6 protein-coding genes are annotated in these 8,883 nt (G+C 35.7%); 2 read left to right on the forward strand and 4 right to left on the reverse strand.

Going from position 1 to position 8,883, the window contains the following annotated elements:
- Window positions 1-129 precede the first annotated feature (129 nt).
- A complete protein-coding gene (locus GSA01S_RS08025) occupies window positions 130-1,041 on the forward strand; it encodes a helix-turn-helix domain-containing protein (protein WP_066126455.1) in 912 nt (303 codons plus the stop codon).
- A gap of 228 nt (window positions 1,042-1,269) precedes the next feature.
- On the opposite strand, the gene GSA01S_RS08030 is transcribed toward GSA01S_RS08025, so the two are convergent.
- The 4 genes from GSA01S_RS08030 to GSA01S_RS08045 form a co-directional block, all read right to left on the reverse strand.
- Complete coding sequence (locus GSA01S_RS08030) at window positions 1,270-2,508, reverse strand: peptidase U32 family protein (RefSeq protein WP_066126456.1); 1,239 nt, start codon at window positions 2,506-2,508, stop codon at window positions 1,270-1,272.
- 10 nt (window positions 2,509-2,518) lie between these two features.
- Window positions 2,519-3,439, reverse strand: a complete 921-nt coding sequence (locus GSA01S_RS08035) for a peptidase U32 family protein (RefSeq protein ID WP_066126458.1) — start codon at window positions 3,437-3,439, stop codon at window positions 2,519-2,521.
- Between the two features lie 158 nt (window positions 3,440-3,597).
- Window positions 3,598-4,710, reverse strand: a complete 1,113-nt coding sequence (gene ald, locus GSA01S_RS08040; RefSeq protein WP_066126459.1) for an alanine dehydrogenase — start codon at window positions 4,708-4,710, stop codon at window positions 3,598-3,600.
- A 321-nt stretch (window positions 4,711-5,031) separates the two neighbouring features.
- Window positions 5,032-6,750 carry a M3 family oligoendopeptidase gene (locus tag GSA01S_RS08045; protein ID WP_066126460.1) on the reverse strand — a complete coding sequence of 573 codons (1,719 nt, stop codon included), beginning with the start codon at window positions 6,748-6,750 and terminating at the stop codon, window positions 5,032-5,034.
- Between the two features lie 136 nt (window positions 6,751-6,886).
- On the opposite strand from GSA01S_RS08045, the gene uvrC reads away from it, so the two are divergent.
- Window positions 6,887-8,851: an excinuclease ABC subunit UvrC gene (uvrC, locus tag GSA01S_RS08050; RefSeq protein WP_083513271.1), complete on the forward strand. Its 1,965-nt coding sequence runs from the start codon at window positions 6,887-6,889 to the stop codon at window positions 8,849-8,851.
- Window positions 8,852-8,883 lie beyond the last annotated feature (32 nt).

The raw sequence follows: 8,883 nt of genomic DNA on the forward strand, positions 1-8,883 counted from the left end.
TCAAGTTTATGCCCAGCCTTTCGTATTTTGTTTCATCTCATTATGACCTATTAAAAGCCTAATCTCTTGCTATTTAAAGCGTTTTTTCGATATAATTCAGTTGACATTACTAGATGGAGGAACATCAAAATGGATATTAATTATGCGGAAAAAATAAAAAAACTACGACTCCAAAAAAATATGACACAAAAAGATCTCGCGAAAGATATTTGCAGTCAAGGACTGATTTCCAAAATCGAAAAAAATGAAGTTGATTCTGATATTAAAATCTTACATAAAATTGCGCAAAAACTTGATGTAACGGTTGGCTATTTGATTGGTGAAGTGGATGATGTTGGCCATAATATTACTTCTGCTATTCCAAAATTTCAACAAAAAATAAATACCTTTATTGAAGAAAATCGATATTTAGCTCTCGAACATTTCTTTAAAGAAGTGGTGAATGATGCAAGCTTTTCTCCAATCAGTTCAACTTATAAACTATGGATTGAATCCATCATCTTAGCGAATAATTATAATCTTATCGAGGAAGCAATTGCAAACTGTGAACAGGCGATTAGTATATTAGAAAATAAAAATCGACCAGAACTAGGTGACCTTGAACTTCATATTAATTTATTAAATTCGGTTGCTGATTATTATTTTTCGTTAGAAAACTATAATGAAGCGATTGAATATTTTGAAAAAGCACTAAAATTAGTTGAAAATAAAACAAATTTTTTACACTATCAGATTAAAATTTTATTTGGACTTGCACGTTCAAACTCCTATCTATTAAAGATTATGGAATCCAATTTTTATGCAGAAAATGCGGTTCATCTATCTGCTCAAACAAAAGATTTACAAAGCATCGATTCATTATATTTATTATTGGCTGATAATGCAATTATTGCAGATGATTTTACTAAAGCAGCAGAATTTTGTAATAAAGCACAGTTAATTGCAGAGATTAAAGAAAATAACTTCTTAATGCCTTACATTAACCGTACTTATGCTAAACTTCAACTAAAAATTAAAGACCAACAAAAAGATAATAAGTAGAAAAATAACAATAGCATATCAATTTGAGGCGAATGATAGAGTTGATGCGACTGATTATAAAGTAAATCACAAAAAGTTCCTATAAAGGGTCCGACTTCATCGAATTTTATAGGATCAGCTAATGGTACTACAGTGTATTTTCTATTTAAATGCAAAAATCTCCCCTAAAGTAGTTAACTTTTAAGTAGCTACTAGGGGATTTTTTTGTTGCTAAATAAATTTTAGCGATTATTTACGTTTGCGAATCATATCAAATTTTTCAACTGGTTGGTTGACTTTTATTTTACAAATCATCATGGCATGAGGGGCCACTTCTATCGCATTTCCCTCTTCATCCCATAATTCCGTTAAATGTTGTTCAAAATGACGCATACCCGGTCCGTAAAACTCAATATCATCACCAACTTTAAAATTATTGCGTTGTTGAATCGTTGCAATTTGAGTGACTGGATCATAGTCTAGCACTTGACCAATAAAACCATATTGAGGGATTTTACGACGTTTACCAAATAATTGTTCATTTTCTGAAGGAGTACTGTAGTAAAATCCAGTGGCTAATTCACGTTGAGCCGCTTTCCATAATTCATCAACCCATTCTTGTTTTAATTCATAATGATCAGGATCTGCACAATAAGCATCAACAGCCGCACGATAAACATTTGCGACAGTCGATACATAATGAATGGATTTCATGCGTCCTTCAATTTTTAAACTATCAACGCCTGCTTCACATAAATCCGGAATATGCTCAATCATCGCTAAATCGACCGAACTCATAGAGAATTTTTCTTCAATACCTTCTTCACCAGCACCCACCATCTGACGGTCACCATTAATGGCGATATCAAATAAGCCATATTTCCAACGACAAGACTGACAACAGCCACCACGGTTGGCATCACGGTTTTCCATATGATTCGAAAGAACACAACGACCAGAATAAGAAATACACATTGCCCCATGTATAAAAGCCTCAATTTCTACATCGACACGTTCTTTCATTTCATTAATTTCTTCCATGGAAACTTCTCGCGCAAGGACCACTCGTTCTAATCCTTCGTCTTTCCAAAAATTTAAATTTTGATAATTAGCAGCTGAAGCTTGAGTGGATAAATGAATTGGTAAACCAGGCGCTGCATCCACACAAATTTGCATTAGAGCGGTATCAGATACAATCACTGCATCAATCCCAATAACTCTTAGATGACGGAAAAATTCATCGGCTCCCTGCTCATCCCCCTCATGAGTAACCATATTGGCTGTAACGTAAACTTTCGCTCCGCGTTTATGAGCAAATTGCACCGCTTCTGACATCTCATCAAAATCAAAGTTCCCCGCACGACTGCGTAAACCAAATTGCTCTCCACCAATAAAAACTGCATCCGCTCCATAATGAATTGCTGTTTTTAATTTTTCTAAAGTACCAGCTGGTGCTAACACTTCAGGTTTTTTAGTAATAGTTCGCATCTTATTCCTCCTACTTCACAAATCCAGGTTCATATAAGAAGAATCCTGTATCAAGACCACGATTAGCTGGATGTAAAGTTCGCACATCTTCTTCTAGTTTTTGAGCGGCTATTGCATCAAATGTCACAGCTTCAATTTGATCACGCGCATCAACAAATAATTTCGCAATTTTGACAAAATTAGTTCCTGGCGAGAAAATACCTTCTAATTTGAATTGAGCGACGCCCATATCGACTAAGTCTTGTAAATGTTTCGCTAACAATACATCATTATTGGCAAAAATATGTGTACCATTGCTATCTTGATAGATAGAATAATGACTTTCTGGTTTACGTGGTTCGGATAAGAATAAGCCTCGATCACGTGTCACTGATTCATTTTTGCCGATATAATTATAATAATTTTGCAGTAGTGGACGTTTAGATTGATGAATACAAGTCGCACCATAAACTAAAAATTCCACCGGCACCAACGATTCACGCGCTAATATTTCTAAAGAATCACGCGGTACTTCACGAGCTATTACCGCACCGACCGCTCCTCTTTTAGCCCAGAAATTGATGGATTTACTACTTGTCACTATCACTTGCGCATCATAACGATAAGGTATAAATAAATCAGGATTTTTCATAATTTGAACGACTCCTGGGTCTCCCACCGTTATCGTATCCACATTGATTGATTTTAAAAATTGTAAATATTCAGGAACTTTTTCAATTCCATCATTATGGAAGATTGCATTCACCGCAATACTAACTTTTTTACCTTTCTGATGAGCTAAAGCCACTAACGATCGTTGCTCTTCACGAGTAAAGGAGTAAGGTAATCTCAATCCGAATTGGTCCTCACCAAAATAGAGAATATCTACCCCTGCATTTAATAGGTTTTCAGCTTGTTGGAGTGACTCAACTGTTGCAATCAGTTCAACCATTTCCTTGCCTCCTCTTATAAAAAATACTAATACCTTTCTATTCTATCATAAACCGTTCTGATGATAAATATTTTTTATAATATTTTGGATGAAAAAAGCAAGAAGTCGAAACATAAGTGTTTCATACTTCTCGCTCACTGCTTTAAGATAAAAGCTCTCTATTTAATTATTTCTAAAATACTTGTAAATTCTCTATCTTGTGAGTCTGCGACTGCTTTAGATGTTAATTTACCACGGTAAGTATTGATACCGGTCATGATGGTTTCATTTTTAAGAGATGCTTCTTCAATTCCACTACCAGCAATTTGTTTCGTATAGCGTAAGGTTGCATTCGTTAATGCGATGGTTGATGTTCTTGGAACAGCCCCTGGAATATTCGCAACAGCATAATGAATCACACCATGTTTTACATAGGTTGGATCTTTATGTGTCGTTGCATGGCTCGTTGTTTCAAAGTTACCACCTTGGTCAACGGCGATATCAATTAAGACAGAACCTTCACGCATTTGTTTAATTGTTTCTTCTTTTACTAATACTGGTGCACGACGACCAGCAATTAAAACAGAGCCAATTACAACATCTGAATCCACAACTGCACGATGAATATTAGCTTCATTTGACATTAATGTTTGCACACCATGGCCTAAAATTTGTTCTAATTCTGCTAAACGTTGTGGGTTCACATCTAAAATCGTGACATTTGCGCCTAAACCATAAGCTAATTGGGCACTGTTTAAACCAACAACTCCCCCACCAATGATCGTAACATTCGCACGACGAACACCTGGAACACCTCCTAGTAAAATACCAGGTCCACCGTTATTTTTCTCAAGGAAATTAGCCCCAATTTGTACAGCCATACGTCCAGCTACTTCTGACATTGGCATTAATAAAGGTAATGTGCCTTCATGAGCCATTGTTTCATAAGCAACCGCAATAACGCCTTTATCTAATAACGCTTGTGTTAATTCTAACTCTGGTGCTAAATGTAAATAAGCAAATAAAATTAAACCTTCATAGAAATAATCAAATTCTTCTTTAAGAGGCTCTTTTACCTTAATCACCATTTCAGCTTTCCATACTTCTGCAGCAGTCGCTTTAATTTCCGCTCCTGCTTTTGTATATTCCTCATCTGAAAAGCCAGATCCCTCTCCGGCATTGGTTTCGACTAAGACTTGATGTCCAGCATTCACTAATTCACTAACGTTCGCTGGCGTTAAACCAACTCGGTCTTCACTTGCCTTCAATTCTCTTGGTAATCCTATAATCATAAGTTTAAATTCCTCCTCATATGTCTTTACTATAACATAAAAAGGACAAAGGTAAAAATAATATGGTTTAAATTTCGAATAAAATTGCTTTATCTTACCAAAAAAAGCCTTAATAATCTGTGTGAAATCAATATATAATGAGCTTAACATATCGCCAACCTGTGTTGATTAAATGGATTATTTTACTTAAAAATTAGGCTGTTAGTCGCAAATTTTAACCACTGTTTCGATTGCTTCTGCAAAGAAGCCATTTAGCTCGTTTATTATTACGCAATAAAATTTTTTGTAATTAACTTAAAAGCATTAAAGTGCTAAACACCATTATCTATCATCTTGTGGCGTTACTAGGTCTGCTTCCGCAATATTCTCTAAATAACGGTCTGCTTCCTTAACAATCCCACTTAAGCTTCCCGCTTCAAATGGTGACAATAAGTTGGCAGTATTCACGATTTGTTTGAAACTTTGAGTACCACCAATTCGACAAATCGCTAAATAATCATCCCACGCTTTAGGATCTTGATCCACTTGACTTCGTTTCCAGAATTGTAAAGCACATACTTGTGCCAGTGTGTAATCAATATAATAGAATGGCGAATTAAAGATATGTCCTTGACGGAACCAGAATCCACCTTCTTCTAATAGTTCAATGCCATCATAGTCTTTCCAAGGATTGTACATTTTTTCTAGTTTTCTCCAAGTGGCACGTCGTTGTGCTGGAGTCATTTCTGGATGCTCATATACTTCGTGTTGATAGTGATCGACTAATACACCATATGGTAAAAATGATAACGTGCCAAATAGATGACTATATTTGTATTTCAAGGTTTGTTCTTCAAAGAATAGTTCCATCCAAGGATAGGCAAAGAATTCCATACTCATCGAATGAATCTCACAAGATTCATAAGTCGGCCATACCACTTCTGGTGTTTCAATCCAACGAGAAGAATAGACTTGAAAAGCATGTCCCGCTTCGTGCGTTAAAACATCCACGTCGCCTGAAGTACCATTAAAGTTAGAAAAAATAAACGGTGAGTCAAAATCTGGAATATAAGTACAATAACCACCACTTTGTTTACCAGGTTTAGTGACTAAATCTAATAATTCTTTTTCCACCATAAAGTCAATGAATTCACCGGTTTCTGGTGACAATTCATGGTACATTTTGACACCATTGGCTAAAATTTCTTCCGGTGTTCCTTTAGGTTTAGCATTACCGTCTTCAAACTCAAAACCTAAGTCATAGGATTTCAACGCATCTAACCCTAATCGTTGTTGTTGACGTTGATACAATTTTGATACTAAGGGTACTACATGTTTTAAAACTTCTTGACGATAGATTTCAACATCTTTACGATTGTAATCCAAGCGATTCATACGCAAATAGCCCAATTCAACAAAATCATTAAATCCTAATGCCTTCGCAATCGCATCACGTGTTTTCACTAATTCATCATATAAGCGATCAAATTCATCACGATTTTTTTCAAAGAATTCACTCACTAAAACAGTTGCTTCACGACGTTCTTGGCGATTTGTTGATTGTGTAAAGGGACTCATACCAGATAAATTATAAGTTTGACCTTTATATTCAATCTCAGCTGAAGCAATTAATTTAGAATATTCTGTTGATAATTTATTCTCTTGTTGTAATAAAGGAATCACTTTCACATCGAATGTTTTTAAACTATTTTCAGCTAATTGGAAAAATGTTGCGGGTACTTTCTCTTTTAAATCAGCTAAAAATTTTGATTCAAAAATCGCACGATAAAAATCATTAACCCATTCACTAATTACGGGCATATTTTCATCCCAAAAACTAGTTTCTGCTTCATAAAACTCATCACGTGTATCAATGGAATTACGAATGAGAGCTAAGTTATATTGGGTATCAATCGTGTTTTGAATTTTTTGAATCCCACGCACGGCCTCATACGCCGCTTCAGCTGTCTCACTGTCTTTTAAAGCAGTAACAAGTTGCATAAACTCTGTTTTTACTTGGTCCAAATTAGGACGCTCATATGGATAGTCATTAAATTTCATTGTATCCCTCTCTTCTTAAGATAATAGTACAATTATAGCATATTCTAGTGAAAATCGGGTAAGATTTAAACAATCAATTAGCGCTTTAAAGGGGGATAGAGTATAATAGATAAGTGCAAGAAAGGAGTTGACGATCTTGAGTGAACAAGAATTAAGTGCGAAAGAAATTCGTGATCGCATTGAACAAAAATTAACTTTACTGCCTGACCTGCCTGGTTGTTATCTAATGAAAGATAAAAATGACCAAATCATCTATGTCGGGAAAGCTAAAAACTTAAAAAATCGAGTTCGTTCTTATTTTAGAGGCGCTCATGATACGAAAACAACTAAATTAGTAGCCGATATTCACCACTTTGAGACCATCGTCACTAATAGTAATAAAGAAGCGCTACTACTTGAAATCAATCTGATTCAAAAGTATCAACCTATTTATAATATTAAATTGAAAGAAGGGACGATGTATCCCTATCTCAAAATTACCAATGAGCGTCACCCGCAATTAATTCTAACCAATATTGTAGGTAAAGATGGTGCTACTTATTTTGGTCCATTTCCTAATGTGGGGGCGGCCACAAGCACTCAACAACTTTTACACAAAGTTTATCCCTTACGTCGCTGTGGTAAAAATGAAAAACGAGCTTGCTTCTATTATCATTTAGGACAATGTATTGGTCCTTGTGATCATGAAGTGTCCAGAGAAGAATACGCAGCCCAAATCAATAAAATTAAACAGTTTTTTAATGGCAATGTGAATGATATTAAACAAGACTTAAAAGTTAAAATGGCTGAAGCAGCTGAAAAATTAGAATTTGAAGTGGCAGCAGATTACCGCGATCAATTAAAATATATTGAGACCACGATTGAACGTCAAACAGTGATGAGTCAAGATTATGATAATATGGATGTCTTTGGCTATACCTTAGATAAGGGATGGTTATCAGTACAAGTTTTTATGTTAAGACAAGGTTCTATTTTAAAACGAGAAGCCGCTATTTTTCCAAGCTACGCTGATCCTGAAGAAGAAGTGACGACCTTCATCGCTCGCTTTTACAAAGAACAGTCTCAAATGAAACCACGTGCAGTATTAGTTCCGAGTGATATTGACAAAGAATTACTTGAAGAAGTATTAGAACTGCCCGTATCGACGCCATTGAGAGGTAAAAAACGTAGCATGTTAGAGTTATGTGAGAAAAACAGTAAAATTGCCTTAGATGAAAAATTCCGCTTAATTGAAATGCGAGAATTAAAAACCACCAAAGCGGTTGAAGATTTAGCTCAATTATTAAAAATTCCACAAGCTTATAAAATTGAAGCCTTTGACCATTCAAACATTTTAGGCACCAATGCGGTGAGTGGTATGGTTGTCTATACCGATGGTAAACCCGATCGCAAACAATATCGCAAATACAAGATTAAAACCGTTGAAGGTAGTAATGAATTTGCTTCGACACAAGAAGTCATTCGCCGCCGTTACACCAGACTCTTAAAAGAAAATGCTCCCCTACCCGATTTAGTGTTAATGGATGGAGGCAAAATTCAAATTAGGGCTGCCCGTGATGTCATTGAAAACGAACTGGGTCTAGCGATTCCTGTTGCCGGTATGGTCAAAGATGATCATCATAAAACAGCAGCGATAATGGATGGCTACACGGAAGAAGTATTGGATGTTGATCCTAGAAGTCAAGTGTTTCATTTTATTCAACGCGTTCAAGAAGAAGTTCACCGCTATGCCATTAGTTATCATCGACAAGTTCGTAGTAAAAGCCAAATCGCTTCTCAACTACAAGAAATTGAAGGTGTCGGTCCTGCGACCCGCACTAAACTTTTAAAACATTTTAAATCATTAGATAAAGTGAAACTGGCGAGTGTAGAAGAAATTCGTTCATTAGGGATTCCTAGTAAAACAGCCGAACGCATTATCTTAGCGTTAAATCCAGATGAAGCCAATAAAGCTGTTAAAGTTAACGAAGCGATTGAAACTAAAGAAACAATTGAAGCTGCTACGGTCAACGAGGCGATTGAAACTAAAGAAGCGATTGAAACTGCTACAGTCAACGAAGTGATTGAAACTAAAGAAGCGAACGATAAGGCGACTAAGTAAAGGTCTTAAAATTGGGAGTGAACCAGAAGTAG

The sequence above is a fragment of the Globicatella sanguinis NBRC 15551 genome (assembly GCF_001552295.1).
GTDB classification, from domain to species: domain Bacteria; phylum Bacillota; class Bacilli; order Lactobacillales; family Aerococcaceae; genus Globicatella; species Globicatella sanguinis.

Bases quoted from the DNA above. Each gene is read 5' to 3' on its own strand.
- GSA01S_RS08025 (WP_066126455.1), top strand. From the start codon at position 130: ATGGATATTAATTATGCGGAAAAAATAAAAAAACTACGACTCCAAAAA.
- GSA01S_RS08030 (WP_066126456.1), bottom strand. From the start codon at position 2,508: ATGCGAACTATTACTAAAAAACCTGAAGTGTTAGCACCAGCTGGTACT.
- GSA01S_RS08035 (WP_066126458.1), bottom strand. From the start codon at position 3,439: ATGGTTGAACTGATTGCAACAGTTGAGTCACTCCAACAAGCTGAAAAC.
- ald (WP_066126459.1), bottom strand. From the start codon at position 4,710: ATGATTATAGGATTACCAAGAGAATTGAAGGCAAGTGAAGACCGAGTT.
- GSA01S_RS08045 (WP_066126460.1), bottom strand. From the start codon at position 6,750: ATGAAATTTAATGACTATCCATATGAGCGTCCTAATTTGGACCAAGTA.